The sequence below is a fragment of the Sorangium sp. So ce131 genome (genome assembly GCF_051519095.1).
In the GTDB taxonomy this organism is placed as follows: Bacteria; Myxococcota_A; Polyangia; order Polyangiales; family Polyangiaceae; genus Sorangium.
In genome coordinates, this window is the sequence record NZ_CP150455.1 from 1,692,269 (window position 1) to 1,714,368 (window position 22,100).

The window sequence follows — 22,100 nt, forward strand, 5'->3', positions numbered from 1 at the left end:
CGGGAGTGCTCGACTGCATCGACCGCTCGAGTCGACAGCGGGTGGATGCCGTCCTGGTCGAATGTCCTTCGATTTATTTTGAGACCCGTATCGCTTTTTATGACGGGTCGGTACAGCGGAATCTCGCTGCACGGCAATGTGCTCTTGCTGTACCGGTTGACCTGACAGCGCCCCCACACACCCTGGCGCAGGGAGGGTGATGTCCTCGAGACGGCGTGACGTGACCGCTGAGGGAGGCATACCCCCGCCCACCTGCATGCATGCGCTCGATGGCTGTAAGCTCCGCCCGGCCGCCTCGTTCCAGAGACGTGCGCCCCTCGGCCTTCCTGCCGGGGCGCCCCCACGAGGGCTCCCATGCTTTTCCGTGTCCGTCGGCTCCCCGCCGCGGCGCGCCGCCTTGCGCGCGCCGTCTCTCCTCTTGTGCCGCTCGCGCTCGCCGCGCTCCTCCTCCTGGGCTGCGGTCCTCGCCTCGTCCCGTTCACGCACGAGCTCCGGGTGCAGCACAACCTGAGCGACAGGGACGTGAAGAACCTCCAGTTCTACGTCTCGCACCGGGTGGCGCTGCGCCGTGAGCTCGAGTCGGCGAGCTCGCAGATCACGAGCAGCCACAAGCTCCTGCTCGTCTCCGGCAAGATCATCGAGGAGGTCATCGTCGAGGAGCTCACGCCCGGCGTCGCCGTCGCCGCCCGCAGCGGCGCCCTCTCGGTGAGCTTCGAGCCCGGCGCGTCGCTCACGTTCTCCGCCGGGGCCGAGCCCGAGCCGGCCGCGCCCGCGCGGCAGCTCCTCGGCTTCGCCACCCCGCCCGAACCGTTCCCGGGCAACGCCGGGCCGCTGCTCGCGGGCCCGGGCGCGCCGCGCGAAGGCGCCGGCCTCGGCGGCAGCTACTGGCTCTCGACCGGCCCCGGCGGCGAGGTCCGGTACCAGGGCAAGCTGTTCGCGGCGATCGACGACAGCCTCCGGGCGCACCTCCTGATCGACGCCGACTCGCTCGAGGAGATCGTCGAGCGCCGCACCGTCCTCCCGGGCGTGCGCCTCCCCGGCCGCTGACCCGCGCTGCGCGCGACCGCCCGTCGCGGCGCGGCCCGCCCGGCGCGCCGCCGGCCGTTGCGAAGGCGCGTGCCCTGGGCTTCCATGCCGCCCACCCCGTGCCGACGCCCGCGCTCTCCCTGCTCCGCGCCCCGCGCGTCCGCGCGGAGCTCGTCGCGAACGGCTGGGAGCTGTTCTCCGCGCTCCTCTTCCTCTCCGCGGTCGTCCCCGCGGCCCTCGCCACGCCGTGGCCGGCGGTCCTCCTGCTCGCCTCGATGGCCCTCTCGAGCGCGCTCTCGGGCGCGCTCGTCCGCCGCGGCGACCGCGGCTTCGCCCTCGCCGCGGCGATCCGGGCCGTCTCGTGGCCGCTCGCGGTCTCCCCGCTCGCCGCGCGCGGCGCCCCCGCCGCCGCGCCCCCGTCGTGGCCCGGCGCGCTCGGCATCGCCCACGGCGACGCGCCGCCGAGCGGCTCGGGGGAGATCCTCGGCCTGCTCGTCGCCGCCGTCGCCTTCGGCATCATGGCCGGCGGCATGCGCCGCGCGATCTACCGCAGCCTGCTCGGCGGCGCGGACGCGGCGGACGGCGGCGCCTCCGAAGCCGCCTCGGCGCGCGCCCTCGCCGCGGCGCTCCGGCCGCGGCTCGCCGAGTCGGCCATGACCGCCGGCATCGTCGGCGGGCACGTCATGCTGCTCTTCAGCGTCGCGTTCCTCCGCACCCAGAGCCAGGTCGTGTTCCAGGCGTGGTTCGAGGTCGTGCCGCTGCTCGCCCTCGCCGGCACCCTCGGCTTCACCCTCGCGGTGCACCCCGCCACGCGCGCCATCGTCGCCGCGCTCGAGGCCGGCCCCTCCGCCGACCCGGCGCTGCTCGGCCGCGGCCTCGCCCGCGCGGAGCGGCTCCCCGACGTCCTCGCCTCGCTCAACTTCGCCCTGTGGCTCGGCTGCACCGCCATCGGCATCGCCATCGTGCGCCCCGCCGGCGGCCACCCCGCGCCCGCGCCCGCGGGCAGCGTGGGCGGCCCGTTCAACCTCGCCGACGCGCTCATGCAGCTCGGGTTCGGCGCCCTCTTCGCCTTCGGCGTCTCGTTCTACCAGCGCGCGTGGCACAAGGACTCGGTCGCGCGCGCCGTCGACCTCCTGCGCGCGTGGACCGCGGCGCCCGAGCGCGGCGGCGCGCCCCCGATGCCCCTCCGGCGGCGCATGCTCCGCGACTTCGGGCTGCCGCTCCTCTTCACGGGGCTGCTCTCGCTCTTCTCGTCCATCGGCCTCTACCGCGCGCTCGCGACCGGCTCCTCCTTCGACGAGGACGTCGACGCGATCACCGCCCTCTTCGCCTCGTTCTCCCTCCTCGTGCTCGCCGCCCTCGGCGTCGTCGCCCGCGCCGCGCGCGAGCTCTCCCGCCCCATGGCGCAGCTCGCGCGCGCCGCCGACGAGGTCGCGCGCGGCGAGCTCGACGCCGCGGTGCCGCGGCTGTCCGGGCCGAAGGAGGTCGTCGGCCTCGGCGAGAGCGTCGAGCGCATGCGCCAGGCGCTGTCCCGGACGATCGCCGAGCTCGAGCGCGAGCGCGCCGGTCTCGAGGAGAACGTCGCCGCGCGCACCGCGGAGCTCACGCGCGCGCTCTCCGAGCTGCGGCGCACGCAGGCCGCGCTCATCCAGGGCGAGCGGCTCGCCTCCATCGGCGAGCTCGTCGCCGGCGTCGCGCACGAGATCTACAACCCCCTGAACGCCATCGCCGGCGCCGCCCAGCCGATCGAGGAGCGGGCGGCCGAGCTCCGCGCCGTCCTCGACGCCTACCGGGCGGCAGAGCACGAGCTGCCCGAGGGACGCCGCCGCGCGCTCGAGGAGCTCCGCGCGAGGCTCCAGACCGAGGCCGCGCTCGACGACCTCGCCGGCATCTCGACCCTCGTCCACCGCGCCGTCGAGCGCAGCGTCCGGATCGTCACCAACCTGAAGAGCTTCTCGCGCGTCTCGGGCGAGCCGCTGCCGTTCGACCTGCACGCGGGGCTCGAGGAGACGCTGCTCCTGCTCGGCCCGCGCCTCCGGCAAGCGAACATCGAGGTGCTCAGGCATTACGGCGAGCTGCCGCCGGTTGTCTGCCGCAGCGGCGAGATCAACCAGGTGTTCATGAACCTCCTCGTGAACGCCATCCAGGCCGTGGAGGACGCGGTGGAGGAGGCCTTGGAGGCCCCGGCGCCGCCGGTCGCGGGGGGCGCTGAAGAAGGGGAGGCGAGGGGAGGCGCGCCGCGCGCCCCGGGCGGGCGCGCGATCTCCGTCGAGACGTGGATCGACGAGGACATGGCGGCGGTGGCGATCGCCGACACCGGCCCGGGCGTCCCGTCCGACCTGGCGCAGCGCATCTTCGATCCGTTCTTCACCACGAAGCCGCGCGGGCAGGGGACCGGCCTCGGGCTCTCCATCTCGACGGACATCGTCCGGCGGCACGGCGGCACCCTCACCCTCGCCGCGGTCGGCGAGGCGCGCCGCGGCGCGCCGGCCGGGGCGCGCTTCGTGTGCCGCCTGCCCCTGGATCCTCGCCCTGGGGGCGCCCGCCCGCACGCCGACGCGACCCCGCGGCCGCGCTCATGATCGGCGATGGTCTCCCACCCCACCGCCCCGAGTGGTCCGCTCGAGCGGGCGGGTAGGCCGCTCGCGCGGGCGTGTAGACCGCCCGCGCGGGCGCGTAGACCGCCCGCGCGGGCGCGTAGACCGCTCGCGCGGGCGTGTAGACTGCGCGCGCGGGCGTGTAGACTGCTCGCGCGGGCGGGGCCGCACGCGGGCGGGTAGGTAGACCGACCGCTCGCGCGGGCAGGTAGAGGTAGGTAGCCAGGTAGGATAAGAGGAACCGCGCGACGATTCCTCTCCAGCGCATCGCGGCCCCGTAGACCGGCTGTTTCAAAACGGATACCTTCAGCTGGCGATCCGACTCACCGCACAGCGCAACCAGGCCCCGAACACGCATGAACGCTCTTCGGGGAGCGCTGAGGAGAAACGAAGGCACCATGGAGCGCGCGATTCAGCGACCGGCAGGTCCCAAGGCTTCGAGCGCCGATCCGTTGATCGGCAAGGTCGTGGCCGGCCGGTACCGGCTCGAGGCACGGCTTGGCGAAGGCGGCATGGGCGTCGTTTACCGCGCCCGTCACGTGCTGATCGACCGGGTCGTCGCCCTGAAGCTCATCCGTCCCGATCTTCGCGGAGAGACCCACCTCCGCGCGTGGATGCTGCGCGAGGCGCGCGCCGCGAACCGCGTCGATCACGCCCACATCATCGACATCCACGACATCGGCGAGACCGAGGAGGGCGAGCTCTACCTCGTCATGGAGTACCTCGTCGGCACGCCGCTCTCGGCGGAGCTCGCGCGCGGCCCCATGCCGATCGCGCGGTCGGTGGACATCCTCGAGCAGATGTGCGCCGCGCTCGCTCGCGCCCACGACCTCGGCGTCGTGCACCGCGATCTGAAGAGCGACAACATCCTGCTCACCCACCGCGGCGGCCGGAAGGACTTCGTGAAGATCCTCGACTTCGGCCTCGCCGCGATCGCGCGCGACCCGCGCCTCGCCCCGAAGGGCGCGGTCTTCGGGACGCCCGAGTACATGTCGCCCGAGCAGGCCCGCGGCGAGGAGGCCACCGCGCAGTCGGACCTCTACGCGCTCGGCGTGCTCTTCTTCGAGATGCTCACCGGGCAGCTCCCCTTCCGCGCGAACGATCGCGACACGCTGCTCGAGATGCAGCGCACGCACGCGCCGCCGCGCCCCCGCTCGATCCGCCCCGACGCGCACGCGCAGGGCGAGGCGATCGTGCTGCGCCTGCTCGAGAAGGACATCCGCAAGCGCTACCGCGACGCCCACCACCTCCAGGAGGAGCTCAAGGCGCTCCAGCGCGGGCTCCCCGCGCACGCGTGGGAGCTCGAGTCGGGCGACGGCGTGCCGGTGCCGCCGCCGCCGCCGCCGCCGCAGAGCGCGGGCGTCATCGAGTGGGCGAGCCGCGCGGCCCTCTTCTCGCGCATGGTCTCGCGCGCCTACCCGTCCGGGCAGGTGCCGCAGGAGGTCCAGAACGGCCTCGCGCAGGCGTGGGATCTCGCCGCGCGCGCCAACAAGCTCGAGGGCGAGGTCGCGAGCCTCACGCGCAAGCTCGAGGCGCTCGAGCGCCGCGGCCGCGCGCTGCGCGCCGAGATCGGCCGCAAGGTCGAGGAGCTCGCGCACGAGGAGTCGCGCGTCATGCGCGAGGCGATGGCCGACGGCGAGGACGTCGAGAAGGTCCGCGTCGAGCTGGCCGCCGCCGAGAAGCTCGCGCTGTCCGCGCGCCAGCTCGCCGACGGCGCGGCCCGCCAGGGCAACCACGATCCGCTCGTCTACGAGCGCGCCGGCGCCGCCGGCGCGACCGCGCAGGCGAAGCGCGAGCAGCTCGGCCGCTACGAGCACAAGAAGAACGCGCGCGAGGCGAACGCGCGCGATCTGCGCCGCCAGATCGACGAGCTGCGCGCGCAGCTCGCCCGCTACGCCGAGGCCCTCGAGGAGGATCTCGCGCAGGGGCGGGAGCGCGTCGCGGCGCGCACCCGCGAGGGGCTCGCGTACGAGAAGTCGTTCAGCGAGGCGTCGAACCTGCTCCTCAGCCACCTCCGCAGCAAGCCGGAGTGTCGCGACCTCGTCGCGGAGCTCCTCACCTCCCACGCCAGCCCGAACGGCGAGTCGGGCTCGGATCAGCGCCTCTCCGGATCAGACCGGCGGCTCGAGCGCAACTGAACATCGACGGGCGCGGGCGGGCGCGGACCCGCGCGCGCCCGCGTCCCGCCCGCGCCGCGGAGTCGCGGTGAACCGCGCGCGAACACGCGCAAACACCCGCAACGCGGCGAACGCGAGCTAAGCCGATAAGGCGCGACGGCGCACCGCAATGCGCCCTTCCCTTCCACGTTCTGCGCGTTCTCCCTACGCGATCCCCTGACACGTTCAGCGCCGACAGGACCTCTCGTCGCACATGCGCATCGGCCTCTCGACGGCGTCTGCGACGCATGGTAGCTAGCGCGCGCCTCGGCAGTTCTGGTCACGGTGGGGGTTTGCCTGGCAGCTTCTGGTACCCCACCGCCACCGGTCGCCGTGGGACGAGGCTGTGCTGAAGCGTCGGCGTTAGAGCAAGAACCCCTCCGGCAACCGCCGGTCCACTTCCCCTTTACGCAGGCGGCCAACCCCTCGGAACCACGAAGCAGCGGGCCTCGACGGCACTGCCCGTTGCTTCGGATTTTTGATGGAGGCACACCGTCCATGAACGTCATCCGGTCCCCAAGGGCCTGGCTCGCACCGATGCTGGCCGGCCTCGCTGCGCTCGCGCTGCTGCTCTGCGGCGGCGTCGCCAGCGCCAGTGAATCCGATCTCGTCCTTCCCGACCTCGGCTCCCAGTCGTTCGGCGGCGTCGACGGCCACACGCTCCTCCTGGGCGGCATCGGCGTCTGCGCGCTGGGGCTCGTGTTCGGGCTCGTCATCTTCATGCAGCTCAACAAGCTCCCGGTCCACCGCGCGATGCGGGAGATCTCGGAGCTCATCTACGAGACCTGCAAGACGTACCTGGTCACGCAGTTCAAGTTCATCCTCGTCCTCGAGGTCCTGATCGGCGCGGTCATGGTCCTCTACTTCGGCGTCCTCCGTCACATGGACGCCGGGAAGGTCGTGGTCATCCTGCTGAGCAGCCTGGTCGGCATCGCCGGCAGCTGCGGCGTCGCGTGGTTCGGCATGCGCATCAACACGTTCGCGAACTCGCGCGCCGCGTTCGCGAGCCTCAAGGGCAAGCCGTTCCCGACCTACGCCATCCCCCTCAAGGCCGGGATGAGCATCGGCGCCGTCCTCATCAGCACCGAGCTCTTGCTCATGCTGATGATCCTGCTCTTCATCCCCGGCGACTACGCCGGCCCGTGCTTCATCGGCTTCGCCATCGGCGAGTCGCTCGGCGCCTCCGCGCTCCGCATCGCGGGCGGCATCTTCACGAAGATCGCCGACATCGGCTCCGACCTCATGAAGATCGTCTTCAACATCAAGGAAGACGACGCGCGCAACCCGGGCGTCATCGCCGACTGCACCGGCGACAACGCCGGCGACTCGGTCGGCCCGAGCGCCGACGGCTTCGAGACGTACGGCGTCACCGGCGTCGCGCTGATCTCGTTCATCCTCCTCGCCGTGAGCGACCCGGCCGTGCAGGTCCAGCTGCTCGTCTGGATCTTCGTGATGCGCATCGTGATGGTCCTCGCGAGCATCGGCTCGTACCTGCTCAACGAGGCGATCGCGAAGGCCTCCTACGGCGACGCCGACAAGATGAACTTCGAGGCTCCGCTGACGCGCCTCGTCTGGCTGACCTCGATCGTCTCCGTCGCGCTCACCTACGCCGTCTCGGCGTTCATGATCCCGAACCTCGGGGGCGACACGTCCCTCTGGTGGAAGCTGTCGTCGATCATCACCTGCGGCACCCTGGCGGGCGCGATCATCCCGGAGATGATCAAGATCTTCACCTCGACCGAGTCGCGCCACGTCCGCGAGGTCGTGACCGCGTCGCGCGAGGGCGGCGCCTCGCTCAACGTGCTCTCGGGCCTGACCGCGGGCAACTTCAGCGCGTACTGGATGGGCCTCGTGCTCGTCGTGCTGATGGGCATCTCCTACTTCTTCGCCTCCGCCGGCCTCGGGCAGCTCATGATGGCCGAGAGCGTCTTCGCGTTCGGCCTCGTGGCGTTCGGCTTCCTCGGCATGGGCCCGGTGACCATCGCGGTCGACTCCTACGGCCCGGTGACCGACAACGCCCAGTCGGTCTACGAGCTCTCGCTCATCGAGAACGTCCCGAACGTCGAGGGTGAGCTCAAGAAGGACTTCGGCTTCACGCCGAACTTCGAGAAGGCGAAGCACTACCTCGAGGAGAACGACGGCGCGGGCAACACGTTCAAGGCGACGGCGAAGCCGGTGCTCATCGGGACGGCGGTCGTCGGCTCGACGACGCTGATCTTCTCGATCATCGTCGTGCTCACGAACAAGCTGACGGCGAACGTGGACAAGCTCTCGCTGCTCCACCCGCCGTTCCTGCTCGGCCTCGTGACGGGCGGCGCGATCATCTACTGGTTCACCGGCGCGTCGACGCAGGCGGTCTCGACCGGCGCGTACCGCGCGGTCGAGTTCATCAAGGCCAACATCCGCCTCGAGGGCGTGGAGAAGGCCTCGATCACGGACAGCAAGAAGGTGGTCGAGATCTGCACGCAGTACGCGCAGCGGGGGATGTTCAACATCTTCCTCGGGGTCTTCTTCTCGACCCTCGCCTTCGCGTGCCTCGAGCCGTTCTTCTTCATCGGCTACCTCATCAGCATCGCGCTCTTCGGGCTCTACCAGGCGATCTTCATGGCGAACGCCGGCGGCGCCTGGGACAACGCGAAGAAGCTGGTCGAGGTCGAGCTGAAGGAGAAGGGCACGCCGCTCCACGCGGCGACCGTCGTCGGCGACACCGTGGGCGACCCCTTCAAGGACACCTCGTCCGTGGCGATGAACCCCATCATCAAGTTCACGACGCTGTTCGGCCTCCTCGCGGTCGAGCTGGCGATCGAGATCGACCGTCAGACGAGCCTCGCGCTCGCGGCCGTCTTCTTCGTGCTCTCGACGGTGTTCGTGTACCGCTCCTTCTACGGGATGCGCATCAAGTCGGGCGAGACGAGCGCCAGCGCCGGCGCCGCGGGCGTCAAGGCCAAGGTCCCCGCGTAGCCACGCCCCCTCGGAGGAGCGACGGGCCTCGGCCGCCGTGCGCTCCTCCTCGCCACCCCCGCCACAGCCCCGCGCGCAGCCACCTGCCCCGCCGTCCCGCGGCGGGGCAGGGCCTTGCACCCCGCGCGACCGCAAACTAGTGACCCCCTCATGCGAGCGCTCTGCCCTGCCTGCGGCCTGCACCACGAGGTAGTCCGGGTCCTCGACGACGGACACGGCGAGCAGCGGAAGGACGTGTACCAGGTCGCGCCGCTGGTCGGCTGCGATCGCACGTGGATCTCCGATCGCGAGCTGCTCGAGGCGCAGGCGCGCTTCGGCCAGGAGGCGATCGTGCCGGAGGAGGACGAGTAACGCGGCGCCCCGCGCCCGCGAGCTCGCCTCCACACTCTTCGCGATGTCGTCTTCCGCGCGCGTCCCGCGCGTGTGCCGTGCGTGATGCGCATTGCTAGGCGCGCGTAATTACGAAACATTTGTCAAGAAGTCGTCGCGGTCGTCGCACCGCGCCGCCACCGTAGTCGGGCATCGTTTCCGGCCGTCAACCCGGCGGAGAGGATGGAACTGGCGATGAAGCGAACCCTACGGACGGCATTTCTTCTGGTGCTCGCGGGCGGCCTTGCCGCGGTGGGGGGCGCCTGCAGCGGGGAAGACGGGGCGCCGGGGAAGGACGGCGCGCCGGGGCAGAACGGCGTGAATGGCGACCCGGGGAAGGACGGCGCGCCGGGCGAGCTGGGTGAGCCGGGCGAGCCGGGCGAGCCGGGCGAGCCGGGCGAGCCGGGGAACGATGGGCAGCCCGGGCCGCAGGGCGAGCCCGGTCAGGACGCGCCGACGCAGACGCGCGCCGCGAACCTCGCGGAGTACGTGAAGGAGCGCGTGGAGCTGTACGCCGCCGGCGCGTTGCCCGAGGGCGAGCAGTTCCCGCTCCGCGCGGCCGCGACCGACACGATCCGCACGCTCGCCGGCGTGCGCTCCGACGTCGTGGTGACCTGGCTCGATCCGCTGACGTTCAGCACCGCGCCGGACGCGCCCCGGTTCGGCGCGAACAACGATTACATCGCCTTCTTCGGCGAGGGCTGGGACGCCGCGGCGGGCAACGCGCCGCAGTGGAACGGCTCGGGCACCGCGGGCTGGCTCTGGGTCAACCACGAGTACGTCTCGGGGCGGAGCCCGACGCTCACGTCCGCGCCGACCGGGCAACACCTCACGCTGGCCCGGCACCTGAAGAGCCTCGGCGTCCTCACGAACGACGTCGAGGCGAACGTCTGGTCGCAGGAGGACGTCGACACGTACATCCGCTGGGAGAAGCGGCAGGTCGGCGGCTCGTGGCTCCGGGCCGTGCAGGATCCGTCGACCGGCGCGTGGTCGGTCGACCGGAGCGCGAGCGCCGTGCGTTACGACGCGACGAGCCGCACGCTGAGCCGGATGGCGGGGCACGAGCTCCTCGGCCCGGGGACGGACGACGCGACCGGCGCGCCCCTCCCCGAGGGGATCGTGGCCGGCATCATGGGCGACTGCGCCGGCGGGCTGACGCCGTGGGGGACGGTGATCACCGCCGAGGAGAACGTGCAGGACTACTACGGCGACCTCGAGGCGAACTGGTCCGGCGACCAGAAGTTCCTCGCGGACCGGGGCTTCGACCCGGGGGAGCCGGTGAGCCCGGCGGTCGAGGCGAGCACGAGCGCGGAGTTCGGGCGCATCTCCGATCCGAACGGCCGGCAGCCCCGCGACCACTACGGCTACCTCACCGAGATCGACCCCGGCAAGCCCGCGGGCGAGTACGACGGCAAGACGGAGCCGGGCACGGGCCACAAGAAGTTCGGCTTCATGGGCCGCGCCCGCTGGGAGGCCGCGACGTTCGCGGTCGACGGCGACTGGAAGCTCCTGCCGGACCAGCCGATCGTGGTCTACGGCTCCGACGATCGCCGCGGCGGCCGCATCTACAAGTACGTGACCGCCGGCAACTACACGGCGGGCATGGCGCGGGCCCAGATCCGCGCGCTGCTCGACGAGGGCAAGCTCTACGCGGCGCACTTCGCGGGGCTCGACAACACGACCGGCAACACCCTGGTCGCGACCGGCGCGGCCCCGACCGAGGCGGCCCCGGGCGCCGGCCAGTGGGTCGAGCTCTCCGTGGACAGCGCCGACGTCGCGCCGAACGCGGCCGCGCTCGGCGACGCGGCGAAGACGGTCGGCGCCGCGCTGCGCGACGCGAGCTGGAACGGCGTCGGCGGCTTCGAGACGAACCACGACGTCTGGCGCGCGCTGTTCACGGCGAGCAACAAGATCGGGATCCTGGAGCTGAACCGGCCCGAGGACATCGAGTGGAACCCGCGCGACCCGAGCGGCGCGCCGCGGGTCTACGTGACGTTCACGAACCACAACCGGCAGACGGCGCTCGACCAGCAGGGCAAGCTCTACGATCCGGCGACGCACGCGACCGCGTCCCCGAGGCGCGCGGACGACGTGGGCTCGATCTTCGCGCTGGAGGAGGCCGACCCCGCGAAGCCGGGCGCGTCGACCACGTTCCGGTTCTTCGAGGTGTGGCACGGCTCGAAGGGGAAGGGCGACTTCGACGCCTCCTGCCCGGACAACCTGCTCCTCGATCGCGAGGGCGGCGTCTGGTTCGGCACCGACGGCAACTTCGGGGTCGCCTCGCACGCGGACGCGTTCTACTACCTCGACCTCGACCCCGCCCACCGCGAGGGCGAGGACGGCGTGACCACGCCGAGCTTCGGCAAGGCGTTCCGCGTGGTGGCGATGCCGAGCGACGCGGAGGCGACCGGCCCGCAGTTCACCCCCGACATGGGCACGATCTTCATGTCCGTGCAGCACCCCGGCGAGGACGCCTACAGCACCTGGCCGAAGGGCGACGGCGCCCTGTCGAGCGTGCTCGCGTTGACCTTCCTGTCCCAGTGAGCGCCATGCCCGCCCGCCGCGAGCGCCTCCTGTCCGCCTCCCTGGCCCTCGCGGCGACGTCCGCGCTCGTCGCCGCCGCCGCGCGCTGCGGCGGCGGCGACGGGTACGATCCGCTCGCCGTGGCGGCCGCGCGCGCCGCGCTTCCGGGCAACCCCGAGGCGTCGATCCCGCCCGTGTGTTACGCGGCCACGGCCGGCGGCGCGAACGGCTGCTGGACGTGCCACACGACCGGGTTCGGCCCGAACACGCTCGCCGATTTCGATCTCCAGCGGACGTACAGCTTCTCGGACGCGGCGCGGAAGAACCCCTGGACCAACCTGCTCGAGGACCTCTCGGCCGCCGCCGCCCGGACGAGCGACGCGGAGATCCTCGAGTACATCCGGCAGGACAACTACGCGCCGCTGCGGAAGGCGCTGCGGGCGCTGTCGGCGCGGCGGGACTACCCGGGCTACGCGCCGGACCTCGACCTCGCCGCCGGCTTCGACGAGGAGGGCTTCGCGCGCGACGGGAGCGGCTTCCGCGCGGTCCGTTACAAGCCGTTCCCCGGCAGCTTCTGGCCCACGAACGGCGGCGCCGGCGACGTGTTCCTCCGGCTCCCGGCCGCGTTCCGCGAGGACGCCTCGGGCGCGCCGTCGCGCGAGGTCTACAAGCTGAACCTCGCGCTGCTCGAGGCGGCGATCGCGTCCCCGTCGCCCCTGCCCAGGGAGGGCGAGCCCGCGCCCGCGGCGGCGCCCGCCGCCGGCCGGGAGGTCGAGCCGGTGAGCGAGCTGCTCGCCGGGGTCGATCTCGACGGCGACGGCGCGCTCGAGCCCGCGGTGACGCGCGTCGTCCGCCTGCCCGCGCGGTACGCCGGCGGGGCGGCGGGCGTCCCGGTGCGCCCGTGGATCTACCCGCGCGGGGCGGAGCTCCTGCACTCGGTGCGGTACCTCGACCCGGACCAGCCGGCGCTGCTCGCCGCGCGGATGAAGGAGCTGCGCTACGCGCGTAAGGTCGACGAGCCGGACGACTGGGCGATCGCGCGCGCGTACGAGCGCGAGGCCGAGGAGAAGGACGAGGGCCGCCCGCCGTTCCACCCGGGCGGGCCCGAGGTCGGCCTGCGCAACGCGTTCGGCTGGCAGATCCAGGCGTTCATCGAGGACGAGCAGGGCCGGCTGCGGCTGCAGACCGCGGAGGAGCACCGCGCCTGCATGGGCTGCCACGGCGCGGTCGGCGTCACGGTGGACCACACCTTCTCGCTGGCGCGCAAGGTGCCCGGCGCCGCCGGCTGGCGGCACCAGGACCTGCGCGGCATGCCGGACGTGCCGCAGGCCGGCCACGCCGAGCCGGAGGTGCTGACGTACCTCCGCCGCGCCGGCGGCGGCGACGACTACCGCGCCAACGCGGAGATGCTCGCCCGCTTCTTCCCGGGCGGCGCGCTCGACGAGGCGGCGGTGCGGCGCGCCGCGCCCGGCGGCGATCGCGACCTCGTGTACCTCGTCGCGCCGTCGCGCGAGCGGGCCCTCCTGCTCGACAAGGCGTACCGCGCGCTGGTCCTCGCGCAGCGCTTCGAGGCGGGGCGCGACGTCGTGCTCGGGCCCGCGACGGGCATCCTGCGCGTCGTGGAGGGCGAGTCCACAGGCCTCGGCGAGGCCGAGCGCGTGTACCTCGATGGTCGCCTCCACCTCGCCTGGTAGAGCGGCGGTCGCCCGCTTCGGATACGGGCCCATCTCGACGTTTTCGGTGCTCAGCGCACAGGAGTGCGCCTCCGCGCCGAAAACGCCGATCTGGGCCCGTCTCCTGTGCGGGTGACCGCCGCTCTGCGACGGCCGGAACAGGGACGGGGGGGAACCGCTCTCGAGCGAGAAACGCATGGAAGGGTCATTTCTCGGTCGATCGGCGTGATCGGTGTTCTAGGGTGGCGCCCCTTGTCCGGTGAACCCGTGAACGTCGCCCCCGCGCCGCTCGCCGGCGACAGCGCGCGCGCCGAGCTCGCCACGCTCGTGCGGCTCGCGCTGCCCATCGCGCTGGCGCAGGCCGGGCTCATGGCGCTGACGCTCGTCGACGTGGCGATCATCGGGCGCGTCTCGGTCAACGAGCTCGCCGCCTGCGCGATGGGGAGGACGATCGTCCACACGTGCAACGCGCTCGGGATCGGCGTCGCGGCCGCGCTCGATCCGCTCGCGTCCCAGGCGATCGGCGCCGGCCGCCCGGCCGAGGCGTGGGCGGCGCTCTGGTCGACGGTGCGCGCGGGCCTCCTGATCAGCCTCGTCGCGCTCGCGGCCGCGCTCGCGGCGACCGCGGCGCTCGCGCCCATGGGGGTCGACCTCGCGCTCGTCCCCGGCGTGCGGCGGTACATCCTCGGCCACGCGCTCTGGGTCTTTCTGTACCCGGTCTTCCTCGCCGGGAAGGGCTTCCTCCAGGCGCGCGGCGTGACGCGCCCCGCGCTCGTCGCTGTGGCCCTGGCGAACGCCGTCAACCTCGTCGCCTGCAACCTGCTGGTCCGCGGCGACGACGCCCTCCGCTGGGCGGGCCTCCCGCCGCTCGGCCTGCCGCAGCTCGGCGCGCTCGGCGCGGGCCTCGCCGCGAGCCTTGCGGGCGCGGTGCTCTCGTCGGTCGTGTTCTGGTCCGCGCGGCGCGCGTCACCGCGCCCGCAAGCGTCACCGCGCCCGCAAGTGTCACCGCGCCCGCAAGCGGCGCCGCGCCCGCAAGCGGCGCCGCCCGCGGCCCCGGTGCCGCTCGCGACGGTCTACCGGCTCGGCCTCCCGGTCGGTCTCCAGCTCCTCGCCGAGACGAGCGTCTTCGGGCTCACGGCGCTGCTCGCGGGCCGGCTCGGCGCGCCGGTGATCTCGGCGCACCAGGTCGCGATCGGGCTCGCCGCGTTCACGTTCATGGGCGCGCTCGGCGTCGGCAGCGCCACCGCCGTCCGCGTGGGGCACGCCGTCGGCGCGGGCCGGTCGCCCCTGCGCGCCGGCCTGCTCGGCATCCTGCTCGGCGCCGCCCTCATGTGCGTGAGCGCGTCCCTGTACGCCGCGGTTCCCCGCGCCCTGCTCGGCGCGTTCACGCAGGACGCGGAGGTCCTCGCCATCGGCGTCCCGCTGCTCCGCATCGCCGCGCTCTTCCAGCTGTTCGACGGCGTCCAGGCCGTCGCCGCCGGCGCGCTGCGCGGGGCGGGCGACGTGAAGTTCCCCTTCTGGGTCAACCTCGCGGCCCACTGGGCCCTCGGCGTGCCGCTCTCGATGGCCCTCGCGTTCTGGCTCGACCTCGGCGTCCGCGGCCTCTGGCTGGGGCTGACCGCGGGGCTCGTCGCCGTCGCGGCGGTGCTCGCGGCGCGGTTCGTCCGCGTGGCGCGCGCGCCGATCGCGCGGGCCTTGCCGCGCGGCGGGTGACGCCCCGCCGCCGATCAGTTCGGCGGCAGCGGCCCCGGCGTCTCGGGCGGCTGCTCGGCGAGCGGCTTGTTCTTCGCGTCGACGCGGAGCACCCGCGGCGCGTGCCGCCTGGCCTCGGCCTCGTCCATGTCCGCGAACGTCGCGATGATCACGAGGTCCCCGGGCTGGTTGAGGTGCGCCGCGGCGCCGTTGATGCAGACGACGCCGGAGCCGCGCGCCCCCGCGAGCGCGTACGTCGTCAGCCGCGTGCCGCGCGTCACGTTCCAGATGTCGACCGCCTCGTAGGGCAGGATGTCGGCCCCCTCCAGGAGATCGGCGTCGATCGTGACGCTGCCCTCGTAGTGCAGATCCGCGTGGGTGACGGTCGCGCGGTGGATCTTGCTCTTGAACATCCGTCGGTTCATGCGTGGGTCTCTCTGCCGCCCCCGCGCGCGGCGCTCCGCGCGGCAAGGCCCGCGCGCCGGGAGCGTCCGGCGCGCGGGAGATCGCGCCGGGGGTCAGCCGCCGCGCTGCTCGCGCGCCGGGGGAAGGACGGCCTTTCTCATTGGCCCGGGCGGCGCTCAGTCAAGGAACAATCGTTGCCGGACGATCCGGCCGCCCGCGGGGTGGACCGCGCCCTCGTCCACCAGCGCCTCGGCATGGATCGACGGCGATCCAGGCTCGGCGATCACGAAGACGGCCTCCCACGCGCCGGCCGCGACGTCCTGGAAGAGCGCCTCGCGCGTGCCGGAGACGCGCGCGCCGCCGCTGCCGTCCAGGTGGATCGTCACGGGCCAGGGGCGCGCGACGCCGCCCTGCACCAGGAAGGCCTTCACGTCGATCGGCGCGGGCGCGCGCGCGTCGGGCGCCAGCGCGATCGTGAGCCGGGCGCCCCGGCCGACGCGGAGCGGGGCGGCGTCCGGGGTGGGCGGCGCGGCGCGTTGCTCGCGGCCGTCGCCGAGGGAGCTCGCGATCGTGTAGCGGGGGAGCGGGGCGGCGCCCGGCGCGAACGGCGCGGGCCGGAGCGCGAGCAGCGACACGAGCGCCGCGGCCGCGGCCCAGCCGGCCATGGCGGCGGCCGTCCGCGCCCGCGATCGCGCCCGCGGCTGCGACCGCCGCTGCTGGACCAGCTCGGGGCACGGCGGGCCGTCGTCCCCTCCCACGACGGCGGCCTGGGCCCGGTCCGACGTGCGATCGGCGAGCCAGTCCGGCGACGCGCTCGGGCGCGTGTCGCGCGGCGGGTCGACGGCGCCGGGCGGCTCCGACTCGTCGCCGATCGAGCGGCAGACGGGGGCGTCCGTGTCGAGCGGCGCGCTCGTCCCGCTGAGCGAGTCGACGTCGTAGCCGATGGGCAGGTCCGAGGCGTCGCCCGGATCGTCCCCGTCGACGTCCCACTCGTGCGGGCTCCGGACGCGGATGCCGGACTTGCGATCGACCATCATGCGCGCCGGCGACGAGGGCGGGGCCGAGGCGCGGCCGTCGCGGAGCTGGGCCACGAGCAGGTCGGCGAGCCGGGCGCGGGTCTCGTCGTCGAAGGGCGCTGCGGGGGGCGGCACCGCGGGGGGCGCCGCGGGGGGCGGCGCCGAGGGCTCGCGCGCCTCCTGGGGGGCGCGCGGGCTCGCCGCGGGGTCGACCGGGGCGCTCCCGCCGCCTTCCGGGAGCGGCTCCTCCGCGAGCTTGCGCCAGCGCGGATCGCCGGTCGGATCCTGCTTCGCGAGCCGCGTCAGGACGCGCAGCAGCTCGTCGTCGTCCATCAGCCCCTCCTCGTCTCGAGCCGCACGCCGCTGCGCGCGGCGCGCGGCCAGCGCAGCGGCGCGCGCGCGACGTGGTGGTGGGCGGGGAGGGCGCGGCGCAGCGCGCGCGCGACGTGGTGGTGGGCGGGGAGGACGCGGCGCTCGCCAGGCGTCCGGGCGAGCTCCCGGTTGCCTCGATTCGCCTCGTGGATCAGCGCCAGCGGCAGCTCAGGCATCTGATTCCTTCCCGTGTGGAGCGAAGGCCCCAGTTTGCCACTGACGTTATCCGGTCCGCGTCGCGGGCGTCAACGGATCAGGCGCGCCGAGGCGCTGCTCGCGCCTTCCGCACATGTTCCGCATGTGTTCCGTCTGCGCGCGTCCACACGCGTCCTGGCTGCGTTTGCCCTGAACCTGTGCTGTCTCGTCCGCGTGCGCGCGTGTGTGTCCGAGGTTTGCCCACGTGTTGCATCAAGCTCAACGCTTTGCATTACGTGCCCAGTTCATTTTTTCTCTTTGCTTGCGCCGCTCGTGCTGCTGGCGCCGCGTGCGCCGCTCGCCTTGCCCGCGTCGCCCGCGTCGCTCGCGTCGCCCGCGTCGCGCGTGTCGCCCTCGTTCGTCAACGCCCGCACCGTGTCGCCCACGATCTCCAGCGCTGCCGGCTTGCCGCCGTAATACGACGACATGCCGACGTCGATCCGCCAGGCCTTGCCGTCGCACGCCGAGGAGATCCCGTTCTTCTGGACGGTGTGACCCACGACCATGCGCTTCGCGGACATGGCGGCGAGCACCTGCCCCAGCATCTCGCAGGCGGGCGAGCCCTGGGCCGGCGCCGGCTCGCTCGAGTAGACGCGCGCCCACACCGGGCCGTCCGAGGCCGTGATCACGGCCGGCGCGGTGGGGGTCTTCCCATCCATCCACGCGCGCACCTCGCGGTTGAGCTTCGCCACGCCGTAGCGGACGTGCGACGGCAGGACGCCGCCGTGCGTGAACACGGTGTCGCCGACCGCGACGACCACGTCGCGCTGCGCGAGCTTCTTCGCGTAGGGCCCGCCCGGCAGGAACGCCGCGGCGCGGGCCCGGGCGGCGGAGGGCAGCGGCGCGAGCGCGGAGCTCGCTCCGTCGACCCCGGGCGCGTCCTCGAAGTCCTTGAGGCCGCCCTCGGTGACGTAGCGGAAGTCGAGCTGCACGTTCATGATCTCGTGGTTGCCGTTCAGGGCGTGCACGGCGCCGCCGGCCGCGCGCGCCTCGACGGCGAGGCGGTCGAAGAGGTCCACGATCGCCTGCTCGCCGTCGCCGCGGTCGAGCTCATCGCCCGTCTGCACGAGCACGAGCTTGCCGCCGATCCACCGATCCTCGCCGTCGATGGCGCCCGCGATCCGCAGCGCCGCGCGCGTGGCCGCGAGGTCGCCGTGCACGTCGCCGATGGCCACGACGCGCTCGGCCGCGGGGTAGGCGTAGGAGCGATCCGTGTCGACCGGCAGCGCGGGCGAGGCCGCGCCGGCGCCCGGGGCGGGGGACGAGGCGGCGGGGATCGAGGCGGCGGGCGCGGGGCGGGGCGCCGTCGAGGCGGGGCGTTCGGCGTCGCAGCCGGCGAGCAGCAGCGCGGCGAGCAGCGCGGAGGGACGGGGGGCGACGGGCATGGGACGCAGGCCTCCGGGGCAGGGAGCGTGGAGCGGGGACGCGCGCCGCCGCCGCCGGCGGGCGGCGCGCGCCGCGGGATCAGGCCGGGAGCTTGGCGGACAGGAAGGACTTCAGCTTGATGAGGTTCTTCGGGTCGCGGCTGAAGGTCGGGGCGGTGTAGCTCGACGCCCAGCCCGTGATCTCGTGCATGAAGGACGCGCGGACCTGCTCGTCGCTCAGGATGTCGTCGACGGTGCGGCCGCGCGCCGCGCCCTTCTCCAGCGAGCGCACGTAGCTCTGGAGCCGCGCGTAGTCGCCGCCGAGCAGCTCCGCGATGAGCTCCGCGTCGCGCGCGAGCCGCGCGAGGGAGGGCGCCTGCTCGCGCAGGGCCGGGCTCTCCGCCGCCGCGAAGGCGGCGGCGACGCGCAGCACGAAGGCGTCGTCGAGGAAGCCGAGGTCCTCGATGCCGTCGGGGATCAGGTCCAGCGACTTGAAGAGGTAGTTCAGGCCGCCCGCGAGCGAGCGCCGCGCGGGCTCGGGGCTCTCGGGCGAGGCGAGCAGGCCCGCCAGGTCCGAGGCGTCGGAGGCGAGGCTGCGCAGCCACTCGGGGAACGTATCGAGGCAGCGATCGTCGAGCTGGGTCATGGGATCCTCCCGGCGGGCCGGAGGGTAGTCCGAGCGGCGCGGCGGCGTCCATGCCGTCCGTGCAACCGAGGGCGCGGCGGCCAGGGCGGCCCCGGCGCTAGTGACTCGTGCGTGTCGGGCGAGCCGGCTGTGCGCCGGCGGCGTCTCTTCCGGTCCGGGTGCATGGGCGAGCATGCGGCAGTGCCTGCTCGACGCATCACCCCTGATCCTGGAAAATTAGGCTCTTGTCGCCGCGGCTCGTGGTTGGCGCGGGACGAGGCGGCCCAGCTCCGCGGGATTGCGCAGCGTCGGCGATTCCTCGCCGCGGACCGCGTCGTGGCATGGAGCGTGCTGAACCTCGTGCACCGGACTCATCACACCGTCGAGGATTCAGCACATGCATTCACATCGTGTCCCGTTGACCGTGGCGCTCGCGATCGGCGCCGCCCTGCTCCTTGTCTCCAGCAGCTCGGTCGCCCAGGGCGCTCAGGGCGCCGCGGTCAACTCGCCCGGGGTCGTCTCGGGCAACGTCATCCAGGTGCCAGTGCAGGTCCCCATCAACCTGTGCGGCAACAGCATCGACATCATCGCGTTGCTCAACCCCACGTTCGGCAATACCTGCGTCAACGCCCGCCGAACCGCCGAGGCGGCGTGCGGTCTGGACCTCTCGACCGGCGTGGACTGCGAGGTGCTTATCGAGAACTCGATCGACTGCGCTGCGCTGCACCTCGGGGAGTCGGACTATGATGTGTGCGCCGCGATGTGTGACACGAGCGCCGGCGTGAGCTGTCCGACCGCGTGCGGCGCCGCCTGCCTCGACGACTGTCTCGGCGGCTCGACGAACTACCTGCTGGAGCTCTCTTGCAGCGCCGCGTGCGACGCGACCTGCCTGGCCGAGTGCGGCGCGGAGGCCTCCGTCCCGTGCGAGGTCGAGTGCCAGGAAGAGCTGCTCCCCGACCTGCGCGCGTCCTGCGCGGCGGAGATCGACGAGAGCGCCACGCTCTATTGCGAAGGGGCGGAGGTCGAGGGCGTGGACGACATGGCGGCTTGCGTCGACGCGCTGCTCGCGGTCGGGGAGTAACGGAGCGGGAGAGCGGGAGGGATCGCTAAGCGGAGATCACGAGCCAGCTCCCGCAGACAGCGCTTCGAGCTTCGTGATCCAGCCATCGAAGCGGGTGCAACGCGCGCGAAGCTTCGCGAGGCCGGTGCCCTCGATCACGAGCGGGCCGTGCACCGTTTTCCGGTAGCTCGGGATGGCGGCTGCGAGCCGCTTTGACGGGGCCGTGTGCTCTCCGTCGTTCACGTCCTCCGGTGGGACCGTCGTGACGAGCGCCTGGAGCTCGCGGAGCGCCGGGCGTTCATCGACGTCGAGCACCTCCTCCAGCGCGTCGAGCCCGGCGAGCACCAGCGCCTCGAATTCGTGGCGTTGCAGGTAGGGAAGGAGACGCCAGTCGTTGATTTCGGCAGCCATGGCGCCTTCGAGCAGCTCGACCCGTCGCCGGGTATCGGCGACGGCGTCGTGCTCTTTGAGCCCTGGGAAATTCTCTGGAAGGTGGTAGAGGTCGAAGAGGGTCGTGAACCGCACGTCGGAGCCACGTTGCTGCCCCGTGAGTCGTTGAAGGTCACGTCGCCACTTCGCCCAGTCCCCGCCGCCTCGTTCCTTCCTGCCGTACCGATCGCGGCTCGTCGCCACGATGATGGGCTGTATCAACAGCACGCCGCGCGCCTCCAGGTGCGGCTTCAGCACGAGGCGCACGAAGCCCTCTTCGGTCTGGCCTTCGACCAGGACGAAGAGCCGCTTCACGGCCGCCCTCCAAGGATGTTCTTGTCGTAGAGCTCGGACAGCGAGTACTCCTCGAGCCACGACGTCAGGCCCTCCGGATCGAGGCGCCTCAGCTCGGTCGCGCCGTTCTTGCGTTCGGCCACGATGACGTCCTCCGGGGCAACCTCATCGAGCACCGCGGTGGACTGCGTGGACACGATCACCTGCCGGTGCGCGGCGACGCTCTGGATCAGCCCGCAGAGGGTCTTGAGCGCCGCCGGGTGCAGCCCGAGCTCCGGCTCGTCGATGCACGACACGAGCGGCGACAGCTCGGGCGGCTGCGCGAGCGCCGTGAGCAACGCGACGGCGCGCAACGTCCCGTCGGAGAGGTGCGCCGGGCCGAACGTCTCCCCGCGATCATCGAGCCAGTCGAGCCGCACGCCGCGCGTCCCGACGGCCACGGGCTGGAGCTCTCGCACGAAAGGGGCGACGCGGTGAACGAGGCCCTGGATGCGCTTCCACGCCGCGATGTGGTGCTCGTCTTTCGAGTCACGGAGCGCGAGAAGGAACGCCGCCAGGTTGCTGCCGTCGGAGCGGAGATACTGGTCCTGCTCCACGCTGGATAGGGTTCGCAGCGGCGAGTTCGTGGACGTGTCGTGGAAATGGTAGAAATTGATACGGCGGAGCAGCCAGTGCACCGTTCGAGGGGTCTCGTGGTTCGCGCTTTCCTCCTTGAGGCGCGATTCTCGGTGTCCGGCGCCCATGGAGTGCCATTGCCAGGGCTGGCCGTCCCTGCGAAAACCCGCGCGCTCCTCCATGAACAGCAGGCTCTCGTCGGCGCCGTATCCCAGCCTCGCATCGTAGGCATGTTGACCATTGTCCGCCGTGAACTCGAGCGCGAGCTCGATCACAGGCGTCTGTCGCGGGCCATAGTGCATGAGGAACGTGGCGCCACCCCGCCGGCTGACGAACAGCTGCAGCGACTCGAACGCGAGCATCCTCGCCATGGTGAGCGCGCCCAGGAGGTTCGACTTGCCCGCGCCGTTGGGGCCGATGAGGACGGTGACGCGCCCGAGCTCGACCTCTGCATCCCTGATCGAGCGGAACCCTGCCACCCGGACGCGCGTGAGCTGAGGTGTCATTCCTGGGTCTCCTCTTGGCCTGGCGGGAGCAGAGCCTGACCGCTGGGCAGCCACGTTATGTACTAGGGTCTCCCGGCCGCTTCCAGGCCAACCTACCGCGTCGACCGCCGCCTGTCGCCGCGCCGAGCAGCGCGAGCGGCGCCCGAGATCGTCCGGCACGGCGTCTGGGGCGGGATCCCGCTGCAATGTCGGATGCAATCCGTCGAGGAGGCGGAGACGTGC

General features: G+C 72.9%; 16 protein-coding genes. 9 read left to right on the top strand and 7 right to left on the bottom strand.

What is annotated here, in order from left to right:
* Positions 1-354: 354 nt before the first annotated feature.
* From WMF43_RS06150 to WMF43_RS06185, 8 genes are all read left to right on the top strand, one after another.
* Positions 355-1,047, top strand: a complete 693-nt coding sequence (locus WMF43_RS06150; protein ID WP_437678177.1) for a DNA-directed RNA polymerase — start codon at positions 355-357, stop codon at positions 1,045-1,047.
* Between the two features lie 98 nt (positions 1,048-1,145).
* Positions 1,146-3,608, top strand: a complete 2,463-nt coding sequence (locus WMF43_RS06155; RefSeq protein ID WP_437678178.1) for a sensor histidine kinase — start codon at positions 1,146-1,148, stop codon at positions 3,606-3,608.
* Between the two features lie 413 nt (positions 3,609-4,021).
* A complete protein-coding gene (locus tag WMF43_RS06160) occupies positions 4,022-5,761 on the top strand; it encodes a serine/threonine-protein kinase (RefSeq protein WP_159396702.1) in 1,740 nt (579 codons plus the stop codon).
* 516 nt (positions 5,762-6,277) lie between these two features.
* Positions 6,278-8,740 (top strand): sodium-translocating pyrophosphatase, encoded by a 2,463-nt coding sequence (locus WMF43_RS06165; RefSeq protein WP_437678180.1) that lies wholly within the window; start codon positions 6,278-6,280, stop codon positions 8,738-8,740.
* Between the two features lie 150 nt (positions 8,741-8,890).
* Complete coding sequence (locus WMF43_RS06170; protein WP_437678182.1) at positions 8,891-9,091, top strand: hypothetical protein; 201 nt, start codon at positions 8,891-8,893, stop codon at positions 9,089-9,091.
* A gap of 213 nt (positions 9,092-9,304) precedes the next feature.
* On the top strand, positions 9,305-11,653 hold the full coding sequence (locus WMF43_RS06175; RefSeq protein ID WP_437678184.1) for an alkaline phosphatase PhoX: 2,349 nt from the start codon (positions 9,305-9,307) through the stop codon (positions 11,651-11,653).
* Between the two features lie 5 nt (positions 11,654-11,658).
* Positions 11,659-13,326, top strand: a complete 1,668-nt coding sequence (locus WMF43_RS06180) for a hypothetical protein (RefSeq protein ID WP_437678186.1) — start codon at positions 11,659-11,661, stop codon at positions 13,324-13,326.
* Positions 13,327-13,557: 231 nt separating this feature from the next.
* Positions 13,558-15,018 (top strand): MATE family efflux transporter, encoded by a 1,461-nt coding sequence (locus WMF43_RS06185; protein ID WP_437678188.1) that lies wholly within the window; start codon positions 13,558-13,560, stop codon positions 15,016-15,018.
* Between the two features lie 14 nt (positions 15,019-15,032).
* Here the strand turns inward: WMF43_RS06185 and panD are convergent, their stop codons facing one another.
* The 5 genes from panD to WMF43_RS06210 form a co-directional block, all read right to left on the bottom strand.
* Positions 15,033-15,422, bottom strand: coding sequence for an aspartate 1-decarboxylase (panD, locus tag WMF43_RS06190; RefSeq protein WP_437678190.1), 390 nt, complete (start codon positions 15,420-15,422; stop codon positions 15,033-15,035).
* Positions 15,423-15,578: 156 nt separating this feature from the next.
* On the bottom strand, positions 15,579-16,751 hold the full coding sequence (locus WMF43_RS06195; RefSeq protein ID WP_437678191.1) for a hypothetical protein: 1,173 nt from the start codon (positions 16,749-16,751) through the stop codon (positions 15,579-15,581).
* Positions 16,751-16,966, bottom strand: a complete 216-nt coding sequence (locus tag WMF43_RS06200) for a hypothetical protein (protein WP_437678193.1) — start codon at positions 16,964-16,966, stop codon at positions 16,751-16,753. The genes WMF43_RS06195 and WMF43_RS06200 overlap by 1 nt, the downstream gene beginning before the upstream one ends.
* A 264-nt stretch (positions 16,967-17,230) precedes the next feature.
* Positions 17,231-18,370 carry a metallophosphoesterase gene (locus tag WMF43_RS06205; protein WP_437678194.1) on the bottom strand — a complete coding sequence of 380 codons (1,140 nt, stop codon included), beginning with the start codon at positions 18,368-18,370 and terminating at the stop codon, positions 17,231-17,233.
* Between the two features lie 79 nt (positions 18,371-18,449).
* The gene (locus tag WMF43_RS06210; RefSeq protein WP_437678196.1) at positions 18,450-18,995 is read right to left on the bottom strand and encodes a YkvA family protein; all 546 of its coding nucleotides are present in this window, start codon (positions 18,993-18,995) and stop codon (positions 18,450-18,452) included.
* A gap of 376 nt (positions 18,996-19,371) precedes the next feature.
* Between WMF43_RS06210 and WMF43_RS06215 the strand changes: the two genes are divergently transcribed.
* Positions 19,372-20,055 (top strand): chaplin, encoded by a 684-nt coding sequence (locus WMF43_RS06215; RefSeq protein ID WP_437678197.1) that lies wholly within the window; start codon positions 19,372-19,374, stop codon positions 20,053-20,055.
* A 36-nt stretch (positions 20,056-20,091) separates the two neighbouring features.
* Here WMF43_RS06215 and WMF43_RS06220 read toward each other — a convergent pair whose 3' ends face one another.
* Together WMF43_RS06220 and WMF43_RS06225 are read right to left on the bottom strand one after the other, a co-directional pair.
* Complete coding sequence (locus WMF43_RS06220; protein ID WP_437678199.1) at positions 20,092-20,778, bottom strand: DUF4276 family protein; 687 nt, start codon at positions 20,776-20,778, stop codon at positions 20,092-20,094.
* On the bottom strand, positions 20,775-21,878 hold the full coding sequence (locus WMF43_RS06225; protein WP_437678200.1) for an AAA family ATPase: 1,104 nt from the start codon (positions 21,876-21,878) through the stop codon (positions 20,775-20,777). Before WMF43_RS06225 ends, WMF43_RS06220 begins: the two co-directional genes overlap by 4 nt.
* Positions 21,879-22,100: the final 222 nt, after the last annotated feature.

Excerpts from the sequence above, each read along its gene's own strand:
- WMF43_RS06205 (WP_437678194.1), bottom strand. The coding sequence starts at position 18,370 with ATGCCCGTCGCCCCCCGTCCCTCCGCGCTGCTCGCCGCGCTGCTGCTC.
- WMF43_RS06150 (WP_437678177.1), top strand. The coding sequence starts at position 355 with ATGCTTTTCCGTGTCCGTCGGCTCCCCGCCGCGGCGCGCCGCCTTGCG.
- WMF43_RS06225 (WP_437678200.1), bottom strand. The coding sequence starts at position 21,878 with ATGACACCTCAGCTCACGCGCGTCCGGGTGGCAGGGTTCCGCTCGATC.
- WMF43_RS06170 (WP_437678182.1), top strand. The coding sequence starts at position 8,891 with ATGCGAGCGCTCTGCCCTGCCTGCGGCCTGCACCACGAGGTAGTCCGG.
- WMF43_RS06180 (WP_437678186.1), top strand. The coding sequence starts at position 11,659 with ATGCCCGCCCGCCGCGAGCGCCTCCTGTCCGCCTCCCTGGCCCTCGCG.
- WMF43_RS06210 (WP_437678196.1), bottom strand. The coding sequence starts at position 18,995 with ATGACCCAGCTCGACGATCGCTGCCTCGATACGTTCCCCGAGTGGCTG.
- WMF43_RS06215 (WP_437678197.1), top strand. The coding sequence starts at position 19,372 with ATGCATTCACATCGTGTCCCGTTGACCGTGGCGCTCGCGATCGGCGCC.
- WMF43_RS06200 (WP_437678193.1), bottom strand. The coding sequence starts at position 16,966 with ATGCCTGAGCTGCCGCTGGCGCTGATCCACGAGGCGAATCGAGGCAAC.
- WMF43_RS06195 (WP_437678191.1), bottom strand. The coding sequence starts at position 16,751 with ATGGACGACGACGAGCTGCTGCGCGTCCTGACGCGGCTCGCGAAGCAG.
- WMF43_RS06160 (WP_159396702.1), top strand. The coding sequence starts at position 4,022 with ATGGAGCGCGCGATTCAGCGACCGGCAGGTCCCAAGGCTTCGAGCGCC.
- panD (WP_437678190.1), bottom strand. The coding sequence starts at position 15,422 with ATGAACCGACGGATGTTCAAGAGCAAGATCCACCGCGCGACCGTCACC.
- WMF43_RS06165 (WP_437678180.1), top strand. The coding sequence starts at position 6,278 with ATGAACGTCATCCGGTCCCCAAGGGCCTGGCTCGCACCGATGCTGGCC.
- WMF43_RS06175 (WP_437678184.1), top strand. The coding sequence starts at position 9,305 with ATGAAGCGAACCCTACGGACGGCATTTCTTCTGGTGCTCGCGGGCGGC.